Below are 23,090 nucleotides of genomic sequence, written 5' to 3' on the forward strand. Positions count from 1 at the left end.
ATAACTGAAAACTGACGCCGTCTCGTTTATTATCAAACACTAACAGCGCATTCCAAAGGTATGGTCTAAGGTGGCGAAGCAGGTCCCCGAACGCTCCAAGTCCGACGACAAAAAGGCGTCGCGTCGCTCGGCGGCAGCGGCCACGACCGACAATCCACGCCGTCAGCGCCTGTGGCGTGACCTGGGTCTGATCGCCATCGCGCCGGCGCTGCTGTATCTGGCTGCCAGCCTTTTCACCTATTCAGCGACGGACCCGGGCTGGTCGCACACCGGTAGCGTGGTCGCGCCGGTACACAACATGGGCGGCCGCGCGGGCGCGTGGATCGCCGACGTGCTGCTGCAGTTGTTCGGCTACATCGCCTTCCTGCTGCCGGTGGTGCTGGGCGCGCTGGCCTGGATCGCGATGTTCGGCCTGAAGCGCGAAAGCAAGGGCGAGAACGATCTGGACCCCGCGTTGCGGCTGGTCGGGCTGGTCGGCTTCCTGATTGCCGGCACCGGTTTCCTGCACGTGCGCCTGTTCAGTGGCGACGTGTCCCATGCCGGCGGCATTCTCGGCAAGCTGGTCGGCAATTCGCTCAGCGTTGGCTTTGGCGCGCTGGGCGCTAACCTGTTCGTGCTGGTGCTGCTGCTGGCCTCGATCACCCTGGCTACAGGCTTGTCCTGGTTCGTGGTGATGGAGAAGATCGGTCGCGGCGTGATGTCGCTGGCGCCGCTGCTGGAGCGCAAGAAGGAGCAGGCCACCGAGTGGCAGCAGACCCGCGTCCTGCGCGAGGAGCGCCAGGAAGTACGCAAGGCCGATGCCGAGGTGCGCGCCAAGCGCGAACCGGTGAAGATCGAGCCGCGCCCCGAGCCGGTGATCGAAAAGAGCGACCGGGCCAAGCGCGACAACCAGATCCCGATGTTCCGCGGCGTCAATGGCGACGGCTCGGACCTGCCGCCGCTGGCCCTGCTGGATGATCCCAAGCCGCAGCCTGTGGGCTACGACAAGGACACCCTCGACGCGCTGTCGCGGCAGATCGAGTTCAAGCTCAAGGACTTCCGCATCGATGCACAGGTGGTCGGCGCCAACCCCGGCCCGGTCATCACCCGCTTCGAGATCGAGCCTGCGCCGGGCATCAAGGTCAGCCAGATCAGTTCGCTGGACAAGGACATTGCCCGCGGCCTGTCGGTCAAGTCGGTGCGTGTGGTCGATGTGATCCCGGGCAAGTCGGTGATCGGCCTGGAAATCCCCAACGTCACCCGCGAGATGATCTACCTGTCCGAGCTGCTGCGCTCGAAGGAATACGACAAGTCGGCCAGTTCGTTGACCCTGGCGCTGGGCAAGGACATCGCCGGTCGCTCGACCGTGGCCGACCTAGCGCGCATGCCGCACCTGCTGGTGGCCGGTACCACCGGTTCGGGCAAGTCGGTGGCGGTCAACGCGATGGTGCTGAGCCTGCTGTTCAAGGCGTCGCCGAAAGACCTGCGGATGCTGATGATCGACCCGAAGATGCTCGAGCTGAGCGTCTACCAGGGCATTCCGCATCTGCTGGCGCCGGTGGTCACCGACATGAAGGAGGCCGCCAACGGCCTGCGCTGGTGCGTGGCCGAGATGGAGCGCCGCTACAAGCTGATGAGCGCGGTGGGCGTGCGCAACCTGGCCGGCTTCAACAAGAAGGTGAAGGACGCACAGGACGCCGGGCAGCCGATGATGGACCCGCTGTTCAAGCCGAACCCGGAACTGGGCGAGGCGCCGCGGCCGCTGGAGACGCTGCCGTTCATCGTCATCTTCATCGACGAATTCGCCGACATGATGATGATCGTCGGCAAGAAGGTCGAAGAGCTGATCGCGCGCCTCGCGCAGAAGGCGCGTGCGGCCGGCATCCACCTGATCCTGGCCACCCAGCGCCCGTCGGTGGACGTCATCACCGGCCTGATCAAGGCCAATATTCCTACCCGCATCGCCTTCCAGGTCAGCTCGAAGATCGATTCGCGCACCATCCTCGACCAGTCCGGCGCCGAGACGCTGCTTGGTCACGGCGACATGCTGTACCTGCCGCCCGGCACGGCGATGCCCGAGCGTGTGCATGGCGCCTTCGTGTCCGATGAAGAAGTGCATCGCGTGGTCGAGCACCTCAAGGCGATGGGCCCGGCCGACTATGTCGACGGCGTGCTGGACGAAGTACAGACGATGGGTGATGGCGTGGTGGTCGGTGCGACCGGCCTGCCGGAGACCAGTTCCGGCGGCGGCGATGAGTCCGACCCGCTGTACGACGAAGCGCTGCGCGTGGTCACCGAGACCCGTCGTGCCTCCATTTCCGGGGTGCAGCGTCGCCTGAAGATCGGCTACAACCGCGCAGCGCGACTGATTGAGGCCATGGAAGCGGCAGGTGTGGTCAGTTCGCCCGAGCACAATGGCGACCGCACGGTGCTGGCACCGCCGCCGCCGAAGTAAGCCCTGCCGCATTCCCGACGTCCAAGGAACCGACGCATGCTTCAACCCGTTTCCTGCGCGCTGGCGCTGGCCTGCCTGCTGGCAACCGGCCCGGCGCTGGCCGATGCCGCTGCGACAGCCGTACCTGCGGTTGCGCCGCCGTCCATCGGCAGCGATGCCGAGGCCAGCAACAACTTCAGCTTCGTCCGCTACCGCGCCGACTACCAAGTGCGTGCCGATGCAGGCAACGTACAGACCGAAACCTACGAGATCCTGCTCAAGACCAAGGCAGCGGTGGAGCAGTTCAGCCAGGTGCGGTTGAGCTACAGCGAGAAGATGGAAACGCTGGACGTGGTCAACGCCTATACGCTGACCGCCGATGGCCAGCGCCGCGAGGTGCCGGCCGATCGCATCTACACCCAGGAAAGCTATTCCAGTGCCTCGGCGGCGATGTATGCCGACCGCAAGGTGCGGGTGATCGTGTTCCCCAACCTGGCGCCGGGTACGCGGCTGTTCTACCAGGTGCGGCGGACCCAGCTGACGCCGTACTTCCCGGGTTACTTCGGCCTGTGGGAAACCTTCAATGTGTTCACCCAGTACGACGACGCCGAGGTGACCCTGAGCGCGCCGGCCAATCTGCCCATGTTCGTGGACAGCCGTGGCGTGCAGGGCAGCGATCGCCCGGTGGTGAAGAACGGCCAGGCGCAGTGGCGTTGGCGCTACCAGCGCCGCGAACCGATGCAGGCGCAGAACTGGTCGGCGGCGGTGTGGGAGTTCGGGCCGAACATCATGGCCAGCACGTATCGTGACTGGTCGCAGATGGGCCGCGCCTATCAACTGAAGGCGGGGCCGGCCGCGCAGGTCACCCCGGAGATCCAGGCGCTGGCCGATGAAGTCACCGCCGGCATCAGCGATCGCCGCGCGCAGGCCGATGCGCTGTACCGCTGGGTCGCGCAGAACATCCGCTACGTGGCGGTGTACCTGGGCAATGGCGGCCTGGAGCCGAACAGTGCGCAGAGCATCCTCGACAACCATTACGGCGACTGCAAGGACCACGTAACGATCCTTGAGGCGCTGCTGGCGGCCAAGGGCATCACCAGTTCGCCGGTGCTGATCGGCGCCGGCGGCGGGCCGACGCTGCCGAAGATTCCGCTGCTGGGCCGCTTCAACCACGCCATCACCTATGTGCCCGAGTTCGATCTGTACCTGGATTCGACCAGTGCATGGGCGCGCTTCGGCCAGCTGCCCGATGGCGACCTCGGCGCGCCGGTGCTGCACACCCGCGATGCCACCCTGGCGCGCACGCCGGCCAACGATCCGCAGCGCAACGCCACGGTGATGGACGTGCGCTTCACCTTCGATGCGCAGGGCAATCTGCGTGGCGAGACGGTGCCGCAGCTGAGCGACAACGCCGAGATCGGCATGCGCGCGCAGTTCGCCCAGCTCAATGCGCAGAACCGGGCGCGCGCTGAAGAGTCGATCATGGCAGCGTCCGGTTTCGATGGCCGTGGCCAGCTGCAGCTGCAGGGGGTGCCGGTCGATCTGACCCGGCCGTTCGGTTATCGCATGGCGTTCCAGGCCGAGGACTACGTGGACTTCGACGTGGCCGGCGGCATGGCCGTACCCGATCCGCCGGGTGGCGAATCGGTGCGCGGGCTGTACGCGAGCGCCTCGGCGCCGGACAACGAGACGCCGTTCTACTGCAATGCCAGCCTGCGCGAGGAAACCTATCGCCTGCAGTTCCCGGCCAATGCCCCGATCATCGCGATCCCGGGCAGCCAGCGGTTTGCCAATGCGGCCGGCGAGTATCGGGTCGACTGGAGCCGGCAGGGGCAGGAAGTGACCGTGCATCACCGCCTGCAGCAGAACGCGGTGCGCGGCGCCGAGGCGCTGTGCCAGCCGCAGGACTATGCCGCCTTCCGCGCGCTGTTCCGCGAGGTGCGCCGGGGCTTCCGTGGCCAGGTGCTGTACGGCAAGCTGCCGGGCGCTGGCGGCTGAATCGCCGATCAGCGATCAGGGCGTCATAATGGCGTCCTGATCGCCCATTCATCTTTTGCCGGGCACACTGGCACCCAACTTTCCTGGCCGCGCGCCCACAGGATTCCTGCATGAACCTTCGCCTCCGTCGTTTCCTTGCCACCACCACCCTGGCCGTGGCCTGCGCCGCCGCCGGCAGCGCCTGGGCCGGCGCCCGTGATGATCTGAAGACCTTCACCACCGGCCTGAAGGGCCTGGATGGGCAGTTCAGCCAGCAGGTGTTCGACAGCCGCGGCAAGGTCAAGGAATCCACCAGCGGCCGCGTCGCCTTGTCGGCACCGCGCCTGTTCCGCTGGGAGTACGTGCGCCCGCATGAACAACTGATCGTGGCCGACGGCAAGAAGGTCTGGATGTTCGAGCCGGACCTGGAACAGGCGACCGTGCGCGAGCAGGGCAAGGAAGAGCAGAACAGCCCGCTGACCGCGCTGATCAACCCGGCGCTGCTGGAGCAGCAGTACGACGTCAGTGAAGAGGCCGCGCAGCGCGATGGCCTGCAGTGGCTGTCGCTGTCGCCGAAGCGCGAGACCGAAGCCAGCTTCCAGTACGCGGCACTGGGCTTCAATGCCCAGGGCCTGGCGAAGATGGAAATCACCGACGCTGTCGGCCAGCGCACCGTGATCAGCTTCAGCGGCTGGAAGCGCAACCCCACCTTCGCCGCCAACACCTTCCGCTTCACCCCGCCGGCCGGCACCGACGTTATCGGCAACTGATCGTGGCCGCCGGGCATGGCCCGGCGCTACCTGCCCTGGTGGGTGTCAACCTTTGCCCTTGGTGGGTGTCAACCTTCGCCCTTGGTGGGTGTCAACCTTCGCCCTTGGTGCGTGTCAACCTTGGTTGACACGCATTTGATCTGCCGGCCAGCGGCCGGCACTACCGATCATGGCCCGGCGCTACGGCCCTTGGTAGGTGCCAACCTTGGTTGGCACGCTCTCGCGGTACAATGAACGCGTGCCAAGACATCGCTCCACTTCATTCCCCGGTCCCGATCTGCTGAGTGTCGATCGGGAACACATGCGCCCGCTGGCCGAGCGCATGCGCCCCCGCACCCTGGACGAAATGGTCGGGCAGAAGCGTCTGCTCGCGCCGGAAAGCGCGCTGCGCCGCGCGGTCGAATCCGGTCGCGTGCATTCGATGATCCTGTGGGGGCCGCCCGGTTGCGGCAAGACCACGCTGGCGTTGCTGCTGGCTGAATACTCCGACGCCGAATTCCGTGCCATTTCCGCGGTGTTGTCGGGCCTGCCGGAGGTGCGCCAGGTGCTGGCCGAGGCCGCGCAGCGCTTCGCCGAAGGCCGTCGCACGGTGCTGTTCGTCGACGAAGTGCATCGCTTCAACAAGGCGCAGCAGGATGCGTTCCTGCCGCATATCGAGCGCGGCACCATCCTGTTCGTTGGCGCTACCACAGAGAACCCGTCGTTCGAGTTGAACTCCGCGCTGCTGTCGCGTTGCCGCGTGCACGTGCTGGAAGGCGTCTCGCCGACCGACATCGTTGAAGCGCTGGAACGTGCGTTGGGCGATCGCGAGCGTGGCCTCGGCGAGGAACACATCGAGGTCGCGCCGGAACTGCTGCTGGAAATCGCCACCGCTGCTGATGGCGACGTGCGTCGTGCGCTGACCCTGCTGGAAATCGCCGCCGAACTGGCGGGCGGGGAGGGCGGTCGCATCACCCCGCAGACGCTCACCCAGGTGCTGGCCGACCGTACCCGTCGCTTCGACAAGGGGGGCGAGCAGTTCTACGACCAGATCTCGGCGCTGCACAAGTCCGTGCGCAGCTCCAATCCTGACGCCGCGTTGTACTGGCTCACGCGCATGCTCGATGGCGGCTGTGATCCGTCTTATCTGGCACGCCGGCTGACCCGCATGGCCATCGAAGACATCGGCCTGGCGGACCCGCGCGCGCAGAGCATGGCGCTGGAGGCATGGGACATCTACGAACGACTGGGCAGCCCGGAAGGCGAGCTCGCCTTCGCCCAGCTGGTGCTGTACCTGGCCAGCACCGCCAAATCGAATGCCGGCTATGCCGCCTTCAACCAGGCCAAGGCCGATGTGCGTGACAGCGGTACCGAAGAAGTGCCGCTGCACCTGCGCAATGCGCCGACCAAGTTGATGAAGGAGCTGGGCTACGGTGCCGAGTACCAGTACGACCACGATGCCGAGGGTGGCATCGCGCTGGACCAGACCGGCTTCCCCGATGCGATGGGCGAACGGGTGTACTACAACCCGGTGCCGCGTGGACTGGAGATCAAGTTGAAGGAAAAGCTCGACCGGCTGCGCGCTGAGCGCGAGGCGGCGAGGGCGGCCAAGGGCGCGTAGCCCGACCCACTGGCGAGCAGCGCCGCTCATTGCCCCGCTCGTGTGCATTTGTCAGACTGCGCGGCTCTTTTTTCAAGGAACGATGCCGTGCAGGAAATGATTCTGCCGTTGAAGCGCTATGCTCAGTTCGAGGGTCGCGCCAATCGCCGCGAGTACTGGATGTTCCAGCTGTTCCTGTTGCTTGCGGCAACCGTGGTAGGTGCGCTTTCGATGACAGTGGCATTCGTTGCTGTGGTTGTCCTGCAGGCCGATTCCAGCTGGATGGCCGGAATCACCATCGGGGCACTGGCGCTGGTGGGTCTGCTCTGGCTGGCCACGATCGTGCCGCTTGTCGCAGTGACCGTGCGCCGCCTGCATGACTGCGGCCAGTCCGGCTGGCTGTATCTGCTGGCGCTGGTGCCGGGTGGTGGCTTGGTGATCTTGATCTTTGCGCTGCTGCCAGGCACGCCGCAGGACAACCTGTATGGTCCGGTGCCCACTGGCCCCTGAGGTCGCCAACGTCGCCTCATGCAACGAAGCCGGCTTTGAGCCGGCTTCGTCGTTTCCGCGCTGATGTCAGCGGTGCCAGACCGATCACTGCAGTACGCAGTCGCCCAACGCCAGGTAGTCCGATCCCGAGCTGAACTGCAGCGTGCAGCTGGCCGTGAAGGAGACGCCTTCCTCCATCGCTGCCAGCTTGGCGTTCTGCTCGTCATCGGAAGCGGTCAGGCGGGCCAGCACCTGACCATCTTCGTCGCCGGCTTCCAGGACCGGCTCGCCCTGCAGGTTGCTGGAGGCGCCCAGGCTCACCGCCGTGAACTGCACGGTCTGGTTGAGCTCTTCCAGCCCAAGGGAGGAATGGCCGGCCTCCTCAATGGCGGGAAAAGTAGATGAACACGGACTTCCGGCGCAAGCGCTGCCGCGCGCGTGATACACAGTGTGACGTTTGATCGATGTGATAATCATTCGCGTTTAAGGTAGACTGCGGTCCCTTGTGAACCGGTGGCCGCGTGCCGCTTTCGCCGTCACTGATGAAGTCTTCCGTCCTGCCACCGCGCCGTGGCCCGCTGGTATCCGGCCTGGCCGCCTTGATGATGGGTCTGCTCCTGGCTACCCCGTACGCATACGCGCAGCAACGCAATCCGCTGCAGAAGATGGGCCAGACCGTGCTCGACGCACCGGCGGCCAGCTATCGCTTCGAGCGTTTCGTGATCGATAGCCCCGATCGGCAGCGCCGCTGGCGGGTCAATGTCGCGCTCCCGGCCAAGGCCTCGAAGACCCCAGCGCCGGTGCTGTACGCGCTGGACGGCAATGCCGTGGCAATGGTGCTGGACCAGCCGCTGCTGGCCGAACTGGCCGCACGCAAGGCACCGCCGGTGCTGGTGCTGATCGGCTACGACAACGACCTGCGCATCGATTCGGCTTCGCGTACCCGCGACTACACCGCATGGATCGATCGCGCCGATGATGAGAGCGGCAGGACGCAGGCTGTCGGCGGCGGCGCAGCGGCATTCCTGGACATGATCGAGCGCCGCATCAAGCCCGAAGTCGAGCGCCGGGCAAAGATCGACACCCAGCAACAGGCGCTGTGGGGGCATTCGCTGGGGGGCCTGTTCGTGCTCAGCAGCCTGTACACCCGTCCGGCCGCCTTCCAGTACTACCTCAGCGCCAGCCCGTCTTTGTGGTGGAGCCAGGGCGCGCCGCTGGGTGACGCCGAGCAGCAATTCGTGCAGAACGCACACGGCCAGCCTGCGAAGGTGTGGTTGATGCTGGGTGGCGCCGAGCGCGTCGGCGACCGCGGCAAGCGTGATATGACCAATCCGCGCGTGGTCGCGCATCTGCGCCGCATTGGTGGCGCCACCCCGGATGCGGCGATGCAGCTGTCCGAACGCCTGGGCAAAGTACCGGGGCTGAGCGTGCAGTACCGCGAGTTCCCCGGCCTCGGCCATGGCCCGATGCTGCCTGCGTCCTTCCACGCGGCGCTGCACGAGCTGTATGGCGTGACCGACCGCAGCGCCGCCGACGGCCAGCCGGCCGGTGGAGACAACGCCGCCGAATGACCCCCTCGCACGGCAGCGCCGTGCGACCCCACTACCCAGGCGGACTGTCGATGTGCAGCGGCCAAGGCAACCGATGAATCCCGCGCCACCAGGCGCGGCCTACGTGTGCAAGGAGCCTTCCATGTCATTCCGTCCGTCTTTCCGTCTCACTTCCCTGGCCGCCGGCCTGCTGCTGGCAGTGACCGCCAGCGCACAGCCGGTGTTCGACCAGCCGGCCAGCGCCACCTTCAAGGGCCAGGTTGTCTCACGTGGTGAGAACGTGGTTCCCGGCAGCACCGCCGATGTCACCGGCCGCGGCTTCGTGCCGGGCCAGCAGGTCAGCCTGCTGCGTGGCGACAGCGTGCTCAACAGCCAGCCGGTGGTGGTCGATGCCGATGGCAACTTCAAGACCCAGCTGGCCATTCCGGCCGACGCGGTGCCGGGTACCCACCCGGTAGTGGTGCGCGCCAGCCAGCCGGCCGCCGCTGCCGTGCTGAAGCTGCGTGTGTCGCCGCAGTTGCCGCTGTCGGGCCAGGCGAAGTTCGTCACCCAGTCCAACAAGCTGGTGCCGGGCTTGTACCAGTCGGCCTACAGCGCTGCCAGCAATGCCGTGTTCGTGACCTCGGCCGTCGGCCGTCCGCCGGTCACCCAGTCACAGCTGCTGAAGCTGGACCCGAAGTCGCTGAAGGTGACCAAGGCCATCACCCCGGCGCAGGTGCCGGGCAGCACCAACGGTGCGGTGTTCGCGGTGTACGGCGTGGGCGTGGATGATGCCAACGGCAACGTCTGGGTCAGCAACACTCGCCAGGACACCGTGGCCGTCTATCGCCAGGCGGATCTGTCGCTGGTCCACCAGTTCCCGGTCGGCACCGTGCCGCACGCCCGCGACGTCGTGGTCGACAGCACGCACGGCAAGGTGTTCGCCTCGGCCAGCGGCGAAGACCACCTGTCGGTGTTTGATGCAAAGACGCTGAAGGCGCTGGAGCCGATCACCCTGGCCTCCGGCGTGGACGACGAGAAGTTCGTGCCGATGAGCCTGGTGCTGGATGAGCCCAGCGGCAAGCTGTTCACGGTCAGCATCGGTACGCCGGAAGCGGCGGTGATCGATGTAGCCAGCGGCAAGGTCGACAAGGTGATCGACCTGGGCAATTCAATCAGCGCCTCGGGCGTGGCTTTCGATGCCCAGCGCAACCGCCTCTACGTGGCCTCGCAGGGCACCGACAACCTGCTGATCGTGGACGTGGCCAGCGGCAAGGTCGTGCACGACGTGCCGGTCGGCGCCGGTGCACTGAACGTCGCCTTCGATGCGAAGAGCGGCCTGGCCTACGTCACCAATCGCGGCGCCGGCACGGTCACTGCCGTTGATCGCGATGGCAAGGTAGTCGGCAATCTCGATGGCGGCACCTTCCCCAACCACGTCCGCGCCGATGGCAAGGGCAATGTCTTTGCCGTGAACAAGTCGCGTGGCGCTGAAGATCCGAAGGGTGACCGCATCACCCGCATCAGCCTGCGCCAGCCGTAAGCCACAGGGCAGGGCGGCACCCCGCCGTCCTGCCAGCAAGGAGAACCTGCATGAACATCGCTTCCCGCCTGCGCCTGTGCGCGCTCCCGCTTGCCGTTTCACTGGTGCTGGCCGCCTGTGGCGACAAGGCACCGCCGTCTTCGGGCAACCCCGACGCAGCTGCGCCGGCTGCCGCCACCGCCGAGGTCGGGGCACTTCCCGCAGGCTGGCAGCGGGTGGCGGGCAATGACGTGCCGACCCTGCCGGGGCAGCAGGCGGTGTTGCCGAGCAAGGTCCAGTCCGACGATGGCGCCGGTGTGGAGGTGGACGACACCAGCCGGATCATTGCCGGCGGTGACGACATCATCGCGGTGATCGAAGCACTGGGGCTGGGCAATCAGGTGTTCGCCGCACCGACCAACACCACCACCGAGGCAGGCCTGGCTGCGCCGCACCAGTTCCTCTTCAACCGCACGACCGGCGTGGAAGGCGTGCTGAGCCTGCAGGGCTCGTTGTTCATCGGCAACAGCCTGCGCCGCCACACCGAGCTGGCAAAGAAGCTGCGCGAAGTGGGCGAGCCTGCGGTAGTGATTGATGACCTGCAGCCCGCACCGGACAAGGTGCGCAAGATTGCCGCCGTGCTCGGCGTGGCCGACGCAGGGCAGACCCTGGCCACCCAGGTACAGCGCCAACTGGATGAGGCTGCCGCGATCGGCAAGGGACTGGGGCATGCACCGCGGGTGATCCATGTCTCGGCGACGGGTGCAGGCGGTTCACCGACCGTGGCCGGTGCCGACAGCGCGTCGGCCAAGCTGATCGCGCTGGCCGGCGGCATCAACATCGGCACCGAGGCCGGCGTGGCCAACTATTCGCAGCTGAGCAACGAAGGCGTGGTCGCGGCGGCGCCCGAAGTGATCCTGGTGACCGAGCATGACCTGCACTTGTTCGGTGGCGCCGAGGGCCTGTGGAAGGCCTACCCGACGCTGAAGCAAACCCCGGCCGGACAGGCCAACCGGGTCTGGGTGATGCCGGATGCGCAGCTGAAGTACGCCAGCATCGGTTCCGGTGCGGGCGCGTTGGCCCTGGCCCAGGCGCTGGCGGCGCTGCCGAAAGCATGAGTCCTGCGGATCGACGCCGCCGTCGCGGGCGGACGATGTTGTTGATTGCGCTGGTCGCGCTGCTGGGTGCGGTGCTGGCGTCGTTTGCCGTGGGGCCGCTGCGGCTGCCGCCGCTGGAAGTGATGCAGGCGCTGGCGGTAAAGCTGGGCCTGCTGGATCCGCAATCGGTCAGCAGCCGTGACCTGGCCGTGGTGTGGCAGCTGCGCATTCCGCGTGCGCTGCTGGGTGCCATGGTGGGGGCGGCGCTGGCGATGGCCGGTGCCAGCCTGCAGGGTCTGTTCGGCAATCCGCTGGCCGATCCGGGCATTGTGGGTGTCAGCCAGGGTGCTGCGTTGGGCGCGGTGGCGGCGATCGTGCTCGGTGCCGCGGGTGCAGCCGGTTGGCTGGTGCCGGTGGCGGCATTCGGAGGCGGCGCTGCCGCGATCGGGTTGACCTACGCGCTGGCACGGCCGGGCAAGGGCAGCGGCAATGCCACGCTGTTGCTGGTGGGCATTGCGATGGCCGCATTCTGCTCGGCGCTGATCGGTTTCCTCACCTACATCGCCAACGAAAGCGAGCTGCAATCGCTGGTGTTCTGGCAGATGGGCTCGTTGGCGCGCGCCAACTGGGCCGATGTCGTCGCGGTGTTGCCGCTGTTTGCCATCGGTGCATTCGCGCTGCAGCGCCTGGCCACGCCGCTGGACATGCTGGCGCTGGGCGAGCGTCAGGCGCAGCACCTGGGCCTGGATGTGGCGCGTACACGCCGCCTGCTGGTGGCGTTCAGTGCGCTGCTGGTTGGCTCTGCGGTGGCGTTCGCCGGCTCGATCAGTTTCGTAGGCCTGGTGGTGCCGCACGTGGCGCGGTTGCTGGTGGGCCCCGGCCATCGCTGGCTGCTGCCGTTGTCCGGCCTGCTGGGGGCGCTGCTGATCGTGGTGGCCGACACCGCTGCACGCACCCTGGACCCGCCTGCCGAAATTCCACTGGGCCTGTTCTCCGCCGCGCTGGGCGCGCCGTTCTTCCTGTGGCTGGTGCTGCAGCAGCGTCGCAAGGCAGCCGCATGAGCGCCTTTCTGCAACTGCGCGACGTGCTGGTGCGCCGCCAGCAGCGCGAGATCCTGCATGGCGTCACCCTCGCATTCCAGCCCGGTACGGTGACGGCGCTGGTGGGGCCCAATGGCGCCGGCAAGTCCACCCTGTTGGGCGTGGCGGCCGGCGATCTGCGCGCCGACGGTGGCGACGTGCATCTGCGTGGGCGCCCGCTGCGCGACTACAAATCCGGTCCCTTGGCGCGCGAGCGGGCGGTGATGCCTCAGGAACATGGCGTGCGTTTCGCCTTCAGCGTGGAAGAAGTGGTGGCAATGGGGCGCCTGCCGCATCCGCCGGATCCTCAGGTGGACGATGTGCAGGTGGAACGCGCGATCGATGCTGCCGAACTGCAGGCGCTGCGCCTGCGCGAAGTGCAGCAGCTATCGGGCGGTGAATCGGCGCGGACCACCTTTGCCCGCGTGCTGGCGCAGGACACACCCTTGCTGTTGCTGGATGAGCCCACGGCTGCATTGGATCTGCGCCACCAGGAGCGCACCCTGCGCAGCGTGCGTGCCTGCGCCGAAGCGGGCGCGTGCGTGATCGTGGTGCTGCATGACCTCAATCTGGCGGCCGGTTACTCCGATCGCATCGTGCTGCTGGAGCAGGGCAGGGTGGCGGCTGATGGCACGCCTTCGGAGGTGCTGACTGAAGCCAACCTGCAGCGCGTCTACCAGCAGGACGTGGTGGTGCTGCAGCATCCGCGCCGCGGTGTGCCGCTGGTGGTGGTTGCCTGAGGCGAAGCGGGCACGCCAGGCTGTGCCGCGTATCATGTGCGGCTTGTTTTCTCAAAGGAATGGCCTGATGAATCTCTTCCGTCCGCGTTGCGCGCTGTTTGTCGCCTTGATCGGTGTTGTCGGCGCTGCAAACGCCGCTGCGACCAGCAAGGTCTCGCTGATGACGGCGTCCGAGCAGGCGTCGCTGATTGAGACGCGGCATTCGATCGGCGAGGATGCCGCGGTTTCATCGTTCACCACCGAGTACTTCGGCAATGGTGAGATCGGCATGGCCTGGGAGGACAAGCGTGTGCTGCTGCTGTGCAAGAAGGCGGCCTATCTCAACCTGCCTGGCATGAAGCCCGACGCCAGCAAGCTGTCGGTCGAACAGCGGCAGATGGTGGCTTACGAGGCGATGATGGCCGGCTTCGGCGGCATCGCTGCGCTGGGCGCGGTCACCGGCGAGTCGATCGAAGTGGCCGATGACGGCACCGAGACGCGTCGCCCCGGTGAATCCAAGTGGGCCTACGGCGTGGAGCGCTACGAGGTGGCGACCCAGCGCATGCCGGACGGCGTCCTGCGTGTGCGCGTGCGCAAGCAGGCGACGGTCAACAACGCAAAGCCGTCCTCGCCGGGCGACACCTTCAGTACCGATGAAGACCAGGCCGCGCGCCTGGCTGAGCTGGCACCCACCGGCAGCTGGACCGAAGTGCTGATCCATGGCGGGCCGCGCAAACCGCGCACCGACCCGGCGATGTCTCTGAAGGGCTGGGTGTCGACCGTCGAGCAGCAGGCGGCGACCGTAGGTGATGCGCGCCGTCTGCACGGTTGCAAGTAACGAACCGGTTTGCAGCTCATTGTTCCATCCATGTGCGCAATATTCACTTGCGCGCCAGATTCACAGCTCTAGAATGCGCCGCATGAACCGGATGCCGCTCCTGAAGTTTTTCACCCTGACCCGCGCAAGCGCGGAACGGGCGTGTCTGCCTGGAGCCCCACGAGGCCGCTGATCGCGGCCTTCGCTGGACCATCCACAGAGCGCCCTCCGGGGCGCTCTTTTCGTTTTCGCTTTCCACCCCTCAACCCGCTCCACCGCAAGGAGAACGTGCCATGCACCAGATCGCCGAGACCGAACGTCAGCCGCACATCCTGTAGCCAACCGGGGTGTGCGGCCCCCGAAGTTGGCCCAGCAGGAACCCATCTCATGAACACCCATACTCTGTCGCGTCTTCGCAACCTCGGCATCATTGCCCACATCGACGCAGGCAAAACCACTCTTACCGAACGCCTTCTGTGGAAGACCGGCGAGATCCACCGCGTCGGCGAAGTGCACGACGGCAATGCGACCACCGACTTCTCGGCGATCGAGCGCGAGCGTGGCATCACCATCGGCGCCGCTGCCGTGCACGCGCAATGGGCGCCGCGCGATCTGCCGTTGCATCAGCTGACCCTGATCGACACCCCCGGCCACATCGACTTCGCCATTGAGGTCGAGCGCTCGCTGCGCGTGCTCGACGGTGCCGTGGCCGTGTTCTCGGCCGTGGACGGCGTGCAGCCGCAATCGGAAACCGTGTGGCGCCAGGCGCGCCGGCATGGCGTGCCGTTGATTGCGTTCGTCAACAAGATGGATCGCATCGGTGCCTCGTTCGAGCGCGTGCTGGAGCAGCTGCAGGACAAGCTGCGGGCGCGGCCGTGGGCGCTGGGCGTACCGTTGGGCAGTGAAGGTGACTTCCATGGCTGGGTCGACCTGGTCGATGGCCGCGTGCTGCACTGGCAGGACGGTGGCGCGGCGACAGTGACGGCATGGAGCGACGCCGAGCGCGTGCAATGGCAGCCGCAGCGCAATGCGCTGGTGGAGGCCGTGGCCGACCATGATGATGTGCTGGCAACGGCATGGCTGGAAGGCCGTGACATCGACGCGGCGATGCTGCGCGCAGCGATGCGTCGCGCGACGCTGTCTGGTGCCGGCGTGCCGGTGCTGGCTGGCGCTGCCTTCAAGGACAAGGGCATAGAAACGCTGCTGGATGCGGTTGTCGATTACCTGCCGTCGCCGCTGGATCGTCCTGCCGTTAGCGCTGAAAGCGAGGGCGGCGACGTCCTGTTGCCGCCGGACCCGGACGGCCCGTTGGCGGGCCTGCTGTTCAAGATCACTCACCAGCAGCACGGCGCATTGAGCTTCGTGCGGCTGTACTCGGGCACCTTGAAGGTGGGCGACAACGTGGCCAGTTCGCAGCACCCGCAAGGGCGCCGCATCAGCCGGCTGGTACGCGTGCAGGCCGACCAGACCCAGGACATCGGGCAGGCCGTAGCCGGCGACATCGTTGCAGTGCTGGGCTGGAAGGATGCGGTCAGCGGTGAAACGCTGAGCGGGCGAGGGCAGCCGTTGCGTCTGGAGAGCATCCAGGCGCAGGCCCCGGTGCTTGCGTGGCGGCTGGAACCGGCCCGTGCGGCCGACCTGATCCGATTGGCGCAGGGGCTGGCCAGCCTGGCCCAGGAAGATCCCTCGTTCCGGGTGGAAACCGATCGCGACACCGGTGAAACCCTGGCCTGGGGCATGGGCGAGCTGCACCTGGAAGTGATGGTCGAGCGCCTGCGCAGCGAATGGAAGCTGGACATCGGCATTGGCGCGCCGCGCGTGGCGTACCAGGAGACACCGCAGCGTGCCGTTGAAGGTGTGGTTGGGCGGTTGGTCAAGCAGACCGGTGGCCAGGGCCAGTTTGCGCACGTGGTGCTGGATGTGGCGCCGCGCGACGACGGCGAGGTCGTGTTCAATGACCGCATCGTTGGTGGCGTGGTGCCGCGCAACTTCATCGCTGCGGTGGAGAAGGGCGTTCGTGCCGCGCTGTCGGAAGGCCCCCAGGGCCATCCGGTGGTCGGCATCGAGGTCAGCCTGGTGGATGGCCAGGCCCACGCGAAGGATTCGTCGGAGATGGCGTTCCATCGGGCGGGCAGCGAGGGCATCAAGGCTGCACTGGCGGCCAGCGGTACGCAGCTGCTGGAGCCGGTGATGGCGGTGACGGTGCATTCGCCGTCCGCCTCGGTGGGTGACGTGGTGGGCGATCTGAACCGTCGCCATGGTCGCGTCGCCCGCATCGACGACCAGGACGGTCGCGCCGAAGTCAGCGGGTTCGCGCCGCTGGCGCAGCTGGTCGGTTACACGACCTCGCTGCGTTCGCTGAGCCAGGGGCGGGCCAGCAGCGAATCGCATCTGCACGGCTACGAGCCGATGCGTGCGTCGTAAGGAAGGAGCAGGGGAGCCCGTTCGCGGGTTCCCCTTTTTGCGTATTGGCGGGGGGCTTATCCACGCATGGCGTGGATCTACCAATCTTGTATGGGCGGGGTCGTATCCACGCATGGCGTGGATCTACTGCAAAGCTGGCCTTGCTGGCCTTCGGTAGATCCACGCCATGCGTGGATGAGGCCATCCGTGCACCACGCACCTGCACTGCATTGCAATAAAACTGCAGAAAAAGCTGGATTAAAGTGATGCCTCACGATAAATTGCGCACCCCCCGTTGCTTGCCGCCGCCCGCACCCTGCCCATGCGTGATGACAATGATCCCGGAACCCTGGAGCTGACCCTGCCGCGCAAACGCGGTCGGCCGCCCAAGTTCGGGTACGCAATGAGCGACGCACAGCGGGCCGCACGCTATCGGGCGCGCCGCGCAGGACAAGCCAACCATGCCGATGTGCGGCACTGCAGCGACATGGTCCTGCTGGACAAGATCCGCGCGGCCGTCAGTGCGCGCGATACCGAGCTGGCCGGCTTCCTGGTCCACGTTCTGTGGCAGCGTTACCCGTTGCAGCTGAAATAAGTCGGCTGCGGGGTGGCCGTTGTCACCTACCTTGTTGATAATGCGGGATTCAGGTTGTTCCCGCTGGCGCGCCCGGGATGGCAGGCGCGCATGATCGACATGGTTTCCACGATGACCACCACCAGCGACACCACCACCGAAGCTGCGCCGAGCAGCGCGCCCCTGTTCTACACCCGTCCGGTGCCGCTGCAGGCAGACCTGCACGCCGATCTGCGCATCCTGCCGGGCAAGCTTGAGTTCGCTGCCAGCAGCAACTCGATCCCGCTGGTGCTGGGCGAATTCTCGCTGGCGCTGCACCACTTCCCGATCCTGTTCGCAGGCCCGAGCGCAGTGCCGATGGCCGCCGTGGGTGTGACCACCGACAACCTGTTCATCACCGATGGCCTGTGGGACGACGAGACCTACATCCCGGCCTACCTGCGCCGCCATCCCTTCATCTTCATCGACACCGGCGCGGACAATGACTTCCTGCTCGGTATCGACGAAGACAGCCCGCGCATCGTCCGTGGCGGCGAAGAAGGCCAGCCGCTGTTCGTCGATGGCAAGGCCACCGACATGGTGCAGCAGGCGCTCGAGTTCTGCGGCCAGTTCACCCGCGAGCACGAACAGACCCAGGCGTTCTCCAAGGCGCTGGTCGACAACGGCCTGCTGGTCGAGCGCAACGCCACCGTGCGCCTGCCGGATGGTCGCGAGTTCAACCTCAACGGCTTCTTCGTGGTTGACGTGGAGAAGTTCATTGCACTGCCGGACGCGACCGTCGTCGAATGGCATCGCAACGGCTGGCTGGCGCTGATCCACCAGCACCTGATGTCGCTGGGTCGCTTCAACGACCTGACCCGCCGCCAGGCGGGCCGAAACGCCGCCTGATTCAGGCCGCCGGCGTGGCTTCCGTACTGCGGGAGCCACGCCAGCTTTGCATCTCCGCCAGCACCTGGCGCGCATCGTCCCACCTGGGGGGCACGCAGTCGCCCAACTCCCAGAGTTCACCGGCAAGCGCCGCCATGCCGCCCGCGCCGAGCATCTGCAGCGCTCCCTGCAGTCGATGCGCGTGATGGCGCAATCGCGCGGCATCACGACGAACGATCGCCTCATGTAGGCATTGCAGCTCGTGATCGATATCTTCTTCGTAGGCGGCCACCAGTTCGTCGGCACCATCCGCGCTGGTGTTGGCCGACACAGGCTGATCCAGCGCTTCCAGCAGCGCATCGACCTGCAGCGGCTTGACCAGCGCCGCGTCGATGCCGGCCGCCTGGCAGCGCAGCGCGTGGTCACGACCGGTGAAGGCGGAGAGCGCAAGCAGGCGGGTGCGAGGTACGCCTTCCGTCTCACACAGCCGCAATTGCCGGGCCAGCGCGTAGCCATCCATTCCCGGCAGGCCGATATCCAGCATCACCAGCGGGCAAGGCGCCTCCTTCTGGAGTGCCAATGCATCGTCGGCGTTGGCAGCCTCCTGCACCGTCGCACCCCAACACCGCAGTTGGGCTGCAATGACCTGTCGGTTCAACGCGTGGTCCTCGACCAGCAGGATGCGCATGCCGTCCAGCCGGGGCAGGGTGGGTGTGGCTGCAGTGGTCCGCGCAATTTCCCGCACCCGCTGCACGGGTAGGCAAAGAATGAAACGACTGCCACGGCCATGCACGCTATGGACATCCAGAGTGCCGCCCATGGCTTCGGCCAGTGTGCGACAGATCGACAGACCCAGTCCGCTGCCTCCGCGCTGCCTGCCAGCGTCGGCCTGCTGGAAGGGGGCGAACAGCCTTTTCATCTGCGCTGGCGCGATGCCGATGCCACTATCGATGACTTCTATCAGCAGTGATGCGGGCTTTGCTGGCGTATCCAGCTGCAGGCGCAGTTCAATGCCGCCTACATCGGTGAACTTGACGGCATTGCCGAGCAGGTTGTCGAGGAGTTGTCGCAGGCAGTACGGGTCCGTTGCCAGTAAAGGAAATGGCGCCTGCGGCGCGGACAGCTGCAGGCGCAGCGCCTTCTTCTGCGCCTCCGGCGCAATGGCCTGCAGCGCCTGCGTGCATACCGCATGAGCGTCGCAGGGCAGCAGCTTCGGCCGGAAAGTGCCACTGGCCAAACGGGAAAAATCCACTGTGCGATTGAGCAGTCCGCGCAGTGCCTAGCCCGCATTTGCAGCGGCGGCCACCAGCTCGCGCTGGCCAGCTGGCAATGGCGCCTGGCCCAGCAGGTCGATTGACGCCATGACCGCCTGGGCCGAATTGCGCACCTCATGGCTGATCATGCCGGCCACCTGGATCTGCTTCTGATCAAGCCCCCGCTGCAGGCGTAGTCTGCGCGCAGCCAGCAACGGAATCGCCAGCAGCAGCGTGGCGACGGGGAAGAGCCAAAGCGAAGCGCCATCGAGGCCCTCGCGGACCTTCTGGCTGAACGCTATCGGCAGCGCCTGCTGGGCCCAGCGCTGCAGGAGCTGGGCGTGCTCGTCGATGGTGATGTCATCCAATGCCACTTCGATACGATCAAGCAGCTTCTGGTCTTCGTGCCTGGCAAGCAGGTGCAGCTGGGTGGGAAAACTGGCATCAAGAACCTGCAGGCGCAGGCTGCGGGAGAAGTGCCGCCGCGTCATCGCACGCGCAGTGGATTCCAGGCCGATCGCTACGTCGGCGATGCCGGCATCCACCGCAGCCAATGCCGCGCGCATGCTGGGCTGGGGCAGGACGGTTGCTGCAGGGTGGTGTTCGGCCAGCCACGCCGGATAGGGGCCGCCTTCAACGGCTGCGATCCGCAGCGTGCCGACATCGGCAACCCGGCGCGGCAAGCGCTCGCCAATGCGGCCAGCCAGGATGCTCGCGCCACCATGAAAGCTGCGCGAGGGCGCCAGGCTGGGGCAGGGCAGGCGTGCGCCATCGCCGTCGGCCTGCACCAGTACAAGGTCCGCCCGTCCGTCACAGACGGCTGCCATCGCTGCGAGGGTGCTGGGAAACGGGACTTCGACGAAGGTCAGGCCGGAATGGCGGGCGACGAGCGCAGCATAGCCATGCGCCAGCGTCTGCAGCACCTCGGGGTCGGCCGCATCTTCCGGGGCGGGATGCAGTGTGGGGCCCGCGGCCACCCGGACCTCGCGTCCAGGCGCCCAGACTCCGTGCTGGACGTCGCCTGCGGACGTGCAGGGAAGCAGGGCAAACAGCGCCAGCAGCATGAACCTGCGTGCGCGCTTGAACAGCGCAGTCACAGTGCCTCCAGCTGCTGGCGCATCGCGAAGATCTCCGCATCATTGCGCAGGCCCAGCTTGCGCAGAGCCGCGATCTTCTGCGTGCTGACGGTCTTGACGCTGCGGTGCCGGTGCAGGGCGATTTCCGAGACGGTCAGCCCGTCCAGAACCAATCGAATGACCTCGCGCTCATTACGGCTCAGGGCATCGCAGGGCGTCAGCAACTTGCACGAAGGCGGTATCCGGCAAAGCCCTTGGGAGACGCGCACAACCGCGTCGGAGAGTTCAGCCAAAGGCTCGGATTTGCCGACAAAGCCGCTGATTCCCGCATCCAGCAGGTGGTTGATGATCGCCACCGAGTTCTGCCCGGCGAAGCCAAGCAGCGTTACCCGCGGCAGCGCCTGTCGCAGATGCTGGACGAGCTCGGCTCCGCTGATATCACCCGGCTCCAGAGTGATGTCGATGATCGCCACATCCGCGTGGCACTGCTGCAGGGCCAGCACGAAGGCCTGGCTGTCACTGTGGCTGGCGACGATCTCGAAGCGGCTGTCGTTGCCAAGATGAAAGGCCGTGCCGCGGCGGACGACGTCATGGTCATCGAGCAGTGCCAGGCGAAGCCGGCGCGGTGCAGGGAATCCGTTCATGCGCAGCAGTGTTGTCAGCGCCGAGTGGCGTGGTGCCTATTCTGGCGCTGCTGTCGCGTCGAGCATCGAAAACGTTCGATTTTTGAGACTTTTCTTAGAGCGCAATTAGGAAAAATTGAAGTTTTATGTCGGGATCGGCACCGGGTATCTGTAGCGAAGTAGTCTGTTGCGTCTGCCAACTTCTGAACAATGTCTGCAAGGAGTGTGTTGAGCCATGGACACCTGTTTCTCTGATATCCGCAACGCCGATCTGCAGCGCCGGATGGATGCGTCCGGCACCCTGTCGATCTTCGATGCACTGTTCGTAGCCCGCTCACCACTGCTGTTGAAAGCCTTGTTCCCGAAACTGGAAGCAGCGCATGCGGAAGGTGCGCTGGAGGATCGCGTCGTTTCGACGTACCAGCGACAACTGCAACGGGAACTGCGGCAACTGCATGCGGCAGTGGAAGACGCCGAGTCGGCCGATCGCGACTGCCGCATCGAGAAGGCAAAGATCGACGCTCTTGGCCGTCGGCCTGCAGTGGACTCCCTCGGTGCATTCCTGACGATGTGTGATCGGCTTTGGCCGGGTGTCCGCGACCTGCGCGTGCAACGCTGCCAGCAGCTTCAGCCTGACAAGGATGCGAAGGCCTATGTGGATCGGCATTGCCACGTGTTCGAGATAGGGGCACTGCTTTACCAGGAGTACCTGGACAGGCGAGGGCTGCTTGATCGTTTCCACGCCCCCTTTGCAAGCGAGCTGGCGGCGATCTACAAGGGCAGGGGCGTTGATCTTGCGGCGACCGACCAGCAGTTCGACAAGTACAAGCTGCTTTCACTCAACAAGCCTCTGCGTATTGTGAACGAGAAGGCATTCCAAGGACTTTCACATGAGGGCTGGGGCCTGTACTTCGGCATCGAGGTACCCCGGCAAGCCGTTCCAGCTGACGGATCTGCAGGCCCCGTCGCTATCGAAGTTCTATGGTGACAGCTGTTATGACGACGCGCTCTGGATCAAGATCGAGCAGAACCCGCCGAGCATGACGTTTGAAGAGCTGTGCGCCGACGTGCCAGCGCTGGATGGCCAGGTGGTTACACAGGTGGTGCACCTGCAGTTCGCTGGAGCCGCCGGGCAGGAGGTCATCTACCACCTTGATCACGAATACATCCTGTACTCCGAGGCCGACCATGCACGCCGCCGGCAGGACGCCCGCATCAAGGGCAATGCCCGGTACAAGACGTTCAAGATCGATGATGCGCGCATTCCAATCGATTTCCAGGTCGACGGGCGCTACTTTCTGTACCTGGTGCTGGACGCATTCTTCGAGAACAAGGCGCTGATCCGTGAGTACTTTGGGGTGATCGACGGCTCTGGTGGCGCCAATTAACGTGACGCATCACGGTGAATGCGGGGATGCGTAGTGTTGAAATCTGCAAGGCTGAGAGCCTGGATGGTCCTCAGAATTCAACGTTCGTCCAGTTCGGAATGCCTGGCGCGTTGGTGGCGTGCGTGCGGGTTGAGGCCGGGGTGTGCTGCAAAGCTGTGCTGACCTTGCGTGGCTGTTCGTAGTTGCGTGGGAGCGGTTGCCGCAGGTGCTCTGGTCCAGCTGCGGCTTTGGCGATGTACGAGGCGTTGGGGTGAGAGGCTGAAGGGCTGGAGGTTGGAACCGACTGCCAGTCCTCGTTGAACATAATATACATACCGCCGTTCTCGGCACCGCTAACCGCCTGAATTTGGGCGGTTTTTGCGTTTGCGAGGCCCGGCATCGACAGCGCTACCAGCGCGACGACCGCAGCCGCCGCGCTCAGCCTGTCCAGCATTAGGCGCCACAGGGCACGTTCCGTTGCTGTGGTGGCTCGCTCCGCGTGTACCAGTGCAATCCATGTCGGTCCATCAAGCTTTGCCAGTGCGCAGATTTGCGCAATTCGTTCGTCTGCCAGCGGCGTGTCCCCTTTCCGCCACCTGGACACCAGCGAGCGTGTGACCGTCAGCCGTTCGGCCAAAGCCATGTCTGACGCGAGGTTCAGGCGGTTTTTCACGTTGTCAAGTAGTTCGTTGACGGCGGTCATGGCGGCTCCAGTTGATCGATCAGTTGACACGTGTTTCCCGATCAGTTTACATGCGCCTCGTTGAGTGATCACTCAACACCCGCCCCCGGCCTCCCCTGTGCCGGTGAGGCGGGGTCTACAGGGACACAGGGACGCGTAGGGGGCTCTATGAGCTTGTGGCTGGCGGTACAGCCACCGGGGGTTCTACTTCTCCTCGGGGCTTTCGTGACACTCATGGCGCTGGGGGCAGCGCT

20 protein-coding genes and 1 pseudogene are annotated in these 23,090 nt (G+C 65.8%); 16 read left to right on the forward strand and 5 right to left on the reverse strand.

Going from position 1 to position 23,090, the window contains the following annotated elements:
* The first annotated feature begins 70 nt into the window (after positions 1-70).
* The 5 genes from WKB25_RS13960 (at position 71) to WKB25_RS13980 (ending at position 7,249) form a co-directional block, all read left to right on the forward strand.
* Complete coding sequence (locus WKB25_RS13960) at positions 71-2,434, forward strand: DNA translocase FtsK 4TM domain-containing protein (protein ID WP_340571259.1); 2,364 nt, start codon at positions 71-73, stop codon at positions 2,432-2,434.
* Between the two features lie 36 nt (positions 2,435-2,470).
* Positions 2,471-4,411 (forward strand): DUF3857 domain-containing protein, encoded by a 1,941-nt coding sequence (locus tag WKB25_RS13965; RefSeq protein ID WP_340571260.1) that lies wholly within the window; start codon positions 2,471-2,473, stop codon positions 4,409-4,411.
* Positions 4,412-4,521: 110 nt separating this feature from the next.
* A complete protein-coding gene (lolA, locus tag WKB25_RS13970) occupies positions 4,522-5,160 on the forward strand; it encodes an outer membrane lipoprotein chaperone LolA (RefSeq protein ID WP_340571261.1) in 639 nt (212 codons plus the stop codon).
* A gap of 301 nt (positions 5,161-5,461) precedes the next feature.
* Positions 5,462-6,760: a replication-associated recombination protein A gene (locus WKB25_RS13975; protein WP_223880159.1), complete on the forward strand. Its 1,299-nt coding sequence runs from the start codon at positions 5,462-5,464 to the stop codon at positions 6,758-6,760.
* 87 nt (positions 6,761-6,847) lie between these two features.
* On the forward strand, positions 6,848-7,249 hold the full coding sequence (locus WKB25_RS13980; protein WP_340571263.1) for a DUF805 domain-containing protein: 402 nt from the start codon (positions 6,848-6,850) through the stop codon (positions 7,247-7,249).
* Positions 7,250-7,333: 84 nt separating this feature from the next.
* Here the strand turns inward: WKB25_RS13980 and WKB25_RS13985 are convergent.
* Positions 7,334-7,612: pseudogene (locus WKB25_RS13985) on the reverse strand (hypothetical protein); the annotation flags it as partial.
* A gap of 158 nt (positions 7,613-7,770) precedes the next feature.
* On the opposite strand from WKB25_RS13985, the gene WKB25_RS13990 reads away from it, so the two are divergent.
* The 9 genes from WKB25_RS13990 (at position 7,771) to WKB25_RS14030 (ending at position 17,856) form a co-directional block, all read left to right on the forward strand.
* Entirely contained in the window at positions 7,771-8,799 is a 1,029-nt protein-coding gene (locus WKB25_RS13990) for an alpha/beta hydrolase-fold protein (RefSeq protein WP_340571265.1), read from the forward strand.
* Positions 8,800-8,920: 121 nt separating this feature from the next.
* Positions 8,921-10,300, forward strand: coding sequence for an ATP-binding protein (locus tag WKB25_RS13995; protein WP_340571266.1), 1,380 nt, complete (start codon positions 8,921-8,923; stop codon positions 10,298-10,300).
* Between the two features lie 50 nt (positions 10,301-10,350).
* Entirely contained in the window at positions 10,351-11,397 is a 1,047-nt protein-coding gene (locus tag WKB25_RS14000; RefSeq protein WP_340571267.1) for an ABC transporter substrate-binding protein, read from the forward strand.
* Complete coding sequence (locus WKB25_RS14005; RefSeq protein WP_089241109.1) at positions 11,394-12,437, forward strand: iron ABC transporter permease; 1,044 nt, start codon at positions 11,394-11,396, stop codon at positions 12,435-12,437. Before WKB25_RS14000 ends, WKB25_RS14005 begins: the two co-directional genes overlap by 4 nt.
* The gene (locus WKB25_RS14010; RefSeq protein WP_340571268.1) at positions 12,434-13,195 is read left to right on the forward strand and encodes a heme ABC transporter ATP-binding protein; all 762 of its coding nucleotides are present in this window, start codon (positions 12,434-12,436) and stop codon (positions 13,193-13,195) included. The genes WKB25_RS14005 and WKB25_RS14010 overlap by 4 nt, the downstream gene beginning before the upstream one ends.
* 67 nt (positions 13,196-13,262) lie before the next feature.
* Positions 13,263-14,012: a hypothetical protein gene (locus WKB25_RS14015; RefSeq protein ID WP_340571269.1), complete on the forward strand. Its 750-nt coding sequence runs from the start codon at positions 13,263-13,265 to the stop codon at positions 14,010-14,012.
* A gap of 366 nt (positions 14,013-14,378) precedes the next feature.
* A complete protein-coding gene (gene fusA, locus WKB25_RS14020; protein WP_340571270.1) occupies positions 14,379-16,415 on the forward strand; it encodes an elongation factor G in 2,037 nt (678 codons plus the stop codon).
* A gap of 301 nt (positions 16,416-16,716) precedes the next feature.
* Positions 16,717-16,989, forward strand: coding sequence for a hypothetical protein (locus tag WKB25_RS14025; RefSeq protein ID WP_025877210.1), 273 nt, complete (start codon positions 16,717-16,719; stop codon positions 16,987-16,989).
* 111 nt (positions 16,990-17,100) lie between these two features.
* The gene (locus tag WKB25_RS14030) at positions 17,101-17,856 is read left to right on the forward strand and encodes a SapC family protein (RefSeq protein WP_089241308.1); all 756 of its coding nucleotides are present in this window, start codon (positions 17,101-17,103) and stop codon (positions 17,854-17,856) included.
* A 1-nt stretch (position 17,857) separates the two neighbouring features.
* Here the strand turns inward: WKB25_RS14030 and WKB25_RS14035 are convergent, their stop codons facing one another.
* Genes WKB25_RS14035 through WKB25_RS14045 form a run of 3 tightly spaced genes read right to left on the reverse strand, consistent with a single transcriptional unit; the run spans position 17,858 to position 20,808 of the window.
* Positions 17,858-19,087, reverse strand: a complete 1,230-nt coding sequence (locus tag WKB25_RS14035; RefSeq protein WP_340571271.1) for an ATP-binding protein — start codon at positions 19,085-19,087, stop codon at positions 17,858-17,860.
* Positions 19,088-19,114: 27 nt separating this feature from the next.
* Positions 19,115-20,185 carry a transporter substrate-binding domain-containing protein gene (locus WKB25_RS14040; protein WP_340571273.1) on the reverse strand — a complete coding sequence of 357 codons (1,071 nt, stop codon included), beginning with the start codon at positions 20,183-20,185 and terminating at the stop codon, positions 19,115-19,117.
* Entirely contained in the window at positions 20,182-20,808 is a 627-nt protein-coding gene (locus WKB25_RS14045; protein ID WP_340571274.1) for a response regulator transcription factor, read from the reverse strand. The genes WKB25_RS14040 and WKB25_RS14045 overlap by 4 nt, the downstream gene beginning before the upstream one ends.
* Before the next feature lie 214 nt (positions 20,809-21,022).
* On the opposite strand from WKB25_RS14045, the gene WKB25_RS14050 reads away from it, so the two are divergent.
* Together WKB25_RS14050 and WKB25_RS14055 are read left to right on the forward strand one after the other, a co-directional pair.
* The gene (locus tag WKB25_RS14050) at positions 21,023-21,775 is read left to right on the forward strand and encodes a hypothetical protein (RefSeq protein ID WP_340571275.1); all 753 of its coding nucleotides are present in this window, start codon (positions 21,023-21,025) and stop codon (positions 21,773-21,775) included.
* Between the two features lie 52 nt (positions 21,776-21,827).
* Positions 21,828-22,175 (forward strand): hypothetical protein, encoded by a 348-nt coding sequence (locus WKB25_RS14055; protein ID WP_340571276.1) that lies wholly within the window; start codon positions 21,828-21,830, stop codon positions 22,173-22,175.
* A gap of 70 nt (positions 22,176-22,245) precedes the next feature.
* Here WKB25_RS14055 and WKB25_RS14060 read toward each other — a convergent pair whose 3' ends face one another.
* A complete protein-coding gene (locus WKB25_RS14060) occupies positions 22,246-22,857 on the reverse strand; it encodes a DUF3693 domain-containing protein (protein ID WP_340571277.1) in 612 nt (203 codons plus the stop codon).
* Between the last annotated feature and the right edge of the window lie 233 nt (positions 22,858-23,090).

The organism is Stenotrophomonas sp. G106K1 (assembly GCF_037969685.1).
Lineage (GTDB): Bacteria > Pseudomonadota > Gammaproteobacteria > Xanthomonadales > Xanthomonadaceae > Stenotrophomonas > Stenotrophomonas lactitubi.

Coding starts and splice junctions, on each gene's coding strand:
- WKB25_RS14055 (WP_340571276.1), top strand. CDS start 21,828: ATGACGTTTGAAGAGCTGTGCGCCGACGTGCCAGCGCTGGATGGCCAG.
- WKB25_RS14015 (WP_340571269.1), top strand. CDS start 13,263: ATGAATCTCTTCCGTCCGCGTTGCGCGCTGTTTGTCGCCTTGATCGGT.
- fusA (WP_340571270.1), top strand. CDS start 14,379: ATGAACACCCATACTCTGTCGCGTCTTCGCAACCTCGGCATCATTGCC.
- WKB25_RS14050 (WP_340571275.1), top strand. CDS start 21,023: ATGGACACCTGTTTCTCTGATATCCGCAACGCCGATCTGCAGCGCCGG.
- WKB25_RS14010 (WP_340571268.1), top strand. CDS start 12,434: ATGAGCGCCTTTCTGCAACTGCGCGACGTGCTGGTGCGCCGCCAGCAG.
- WKB25_RS13975 (WP_223880159.1), top strand. CDS start 5,462: ATGCGCCCGCTGGCCGAGCGCATGCGCCCCCGCACCCTGGACGAAATG.
- WKB25_RS13990 (WP_340571265.1), top strand. CDS start 7,771: ATGAAGTCTTCCGTCCTGCCACCGCGCCGTGGCCCGCTGGTATCCGGC.
- WKB25_RS14005 (WP_089241109.1), top strand. CDS start 11,394: ATGAGTCCTGCGGATCGACGCCGCCGTCGCGGGCGGACGATGTTGTTG.
- WKB25_RS13965 (WP_340571260.1), top strand. CDS start 2,471: ATGCTTCAACCCGTTTCCTGCGCGCTGGCGCTGGCCTGCCTGCTGGCA.
- WKB25_RS14045 (WP_340571274.1), bottom strand. CDS start 20,808: ATGAACGGATTCCCTGCACCGCGCCGGCTTCGCCTGGCACTGCTCGAT.
- WKB25_RS14060 (WP_340571277.1), bottom strand. CDS start 22,857: ATGACCGCCGTCAACGAACTACTTGACAACGTGAAAAACCGCCTGAAC.
- WKB25_RS14000 (WP_340571267.1), top strand. CDS start 10,351: ATGAACATCGCTTCCCGCCTGCGCCTGTGCGCGCTCCCGCTTGCCGTT.
- lolA (WP_340571261.1), top strand. CDS start 4,522: ATGAACCTTCGCCTCCGTCGTTTCCTTGCCACCACCACCCTGGCCGTG.
- WKB25_RS14025 (WP_025877210.1), top strand. CDS start 16,717: ATGCGTGATGACAATGATCCCGGAACCCTGGAGCTGACCCTGCCGCGC.
- WKB25_RS13995 (WP_340571266.1), top strand. CDS start 8,921: ATGTCATTCCGTCCGTCTTTCCGTCTCACTTCCCTGGCCGCCGGCCTG.
- WKB25_RS14030 (WP_089241308.1), top strand. CDS start 17,101: ATGACCACCACCAGCGACACCACCACCGAAGCTGCGCCGAGCAGCGCG.